The sequence below is a fragment of the Peribacillus sp. NPDC058002 genome (assembly GCF_042886655.1).
GTDB classification, from domain to species: Bacteria; Bacillota; Bacilli; order Bacillales; family DSM-1321; genus Peribacillus; species Peribacillus aracenensis.
Window position 1 is genome coordinate 1 of sequence record NZ_JBHVQU010000488.1, and the last position, 1,481, is coordinate 1,481.

A 1,481-nucleotide genomic window follows, 5' to 3' on the forward strand; every position below is an offset into this window, starting at 1 on the left:
CACATGCAGTGGGGATTGCACTCGCTGGAAAAATGGAAGGAAAAGATATTGTTTCATTCGTTACATTCGGAGAGGGCTCATCAAACCAAGGCGATTTCCATGAAGGAGCGAATTTCGCAGGTGTACATAAACTTCCGGTTATCTTGATGTGCGAGAATAATCAGTATGCCATTTCCGTACCGATTGAAAAGCAATTGGCTTGCGGGAAAGTGTCAGACCGGGCCATTGGTTATGGCATGCCAGGGGTGACAGTGGATGGAAATGACCCGATCGAAGTATACCGGGTGGTGAAAGAAGCGGCCGATAGAGGCAGGCGTGGTGAAGGACCAAGCTTAATCGAAACGGTTTCATACAGGCTAACGCCACACTCAAGCGATGATGATGATAGTCAATACAGGTCGTCTGATGAAGTGTCGGAGGCCAAAAAAATAGATTCGATCATCACTTTCGGTGCCTATTTAAAAGAAGCTGGAATCATGGATAATCAAATGGAGAAACAAATGAACGAGGAAATAATGGAAGTTGTGAACGAAGCGACGGATTATGCGGAAAATGCTCCATTTGCAAATGAAGACACGCTCTCAAATTACGTTTACGCAGGTAAGTAAGGAGGAAAGAAGATGGCAGTGATATCTTATATAGATGCCGTGATAATGGCGATGCGGGAAGAAATGGAACGTGATCCCCGTGTATTTGTATTAGGTGAGGACGTAGGGGTAAAGGGCGGTGTGTTTAAAGCGACATCAGGGTTATACGAACAATTCGGGGAACAGCGTGTCATTGATACCCCGCTTGCTGAATCCGCAATCGCAGGAGTCGGCATCGGCGCGGCCATGTATGGGATGAGGCCGATTGCGGAAATGCAATTCGCTGATTTTATCATGCCCGCAATCAACCAAATCATTTCGGAAGCTGCAAAAATCCGTTATCGCTCCAATAATGACTGGCATTGCCCTATCGTCATCAGAGCTCCATACGGCGGGGGTGTACATGGGGCGTTATACCATTCACAATCCGTTGAAGCCATTTTTGCCAATCAACCGGGACTTAAAATTGTCATGCCCTCTACACCATACGACGTGAAAGGTTTATTGAAAGCAGCTATTCGCGATGAAGATCCGGTCCTTTTCTTTGAACATAAACGTGCCTATCGCCTTATTAAAGAAGAAGTTCCGAATGATGATTATGTTTTACCGATTGGTAAAGCGGATGTAAAACGTGAAGGCGATGACGTTACAGTGATTACTTACGGCCTTTGTGTTCATTTTGCGCTCCAGGCAGCTGAAAGGCTGGCCAGTGATGGCATATCCGTGCATATACTTGATTTACGAACCGTTTATCCATTAGATCAAGAAGCCATTATGGAAGCTGCATCTAAAACAGGAAAAGTCCTATTGGTTACTGAAGATAATAAGGAAGGAAGCATCATCAGTGAAGTATCGGCGATCATTGCAGAAAACTGCCTCTTCGATCTCGATGCC

2 protein-coding genes are annotated in these 1,481 nt (G+C 45.4%); both read left to right on the top strand.

Annotation, left to right across the window (positions count from 1 at the left end):
* The coding region (locus tag ACFVSH_RS26550) for a thiamine pyrophosphate-dependent dehydrogenase E1 component subunit alpha (protein ID WP_387708807.1) at window positions 1-608 on the top strand (608 nt) is incomplete at its 5' end.
* A 12-nt stretch (window positions 609-620) separates the two neighbouring features.
* Window positions 621-1,481, top strand: an 861-nt coding sequence (locus tag ACFVSH_RS26555) for an alpha-ketoacid dehydrogenase subunit beta (RefSeq protein ID WP_387708809.1), incomplete at its 3' end; no start/stop codon positions are given.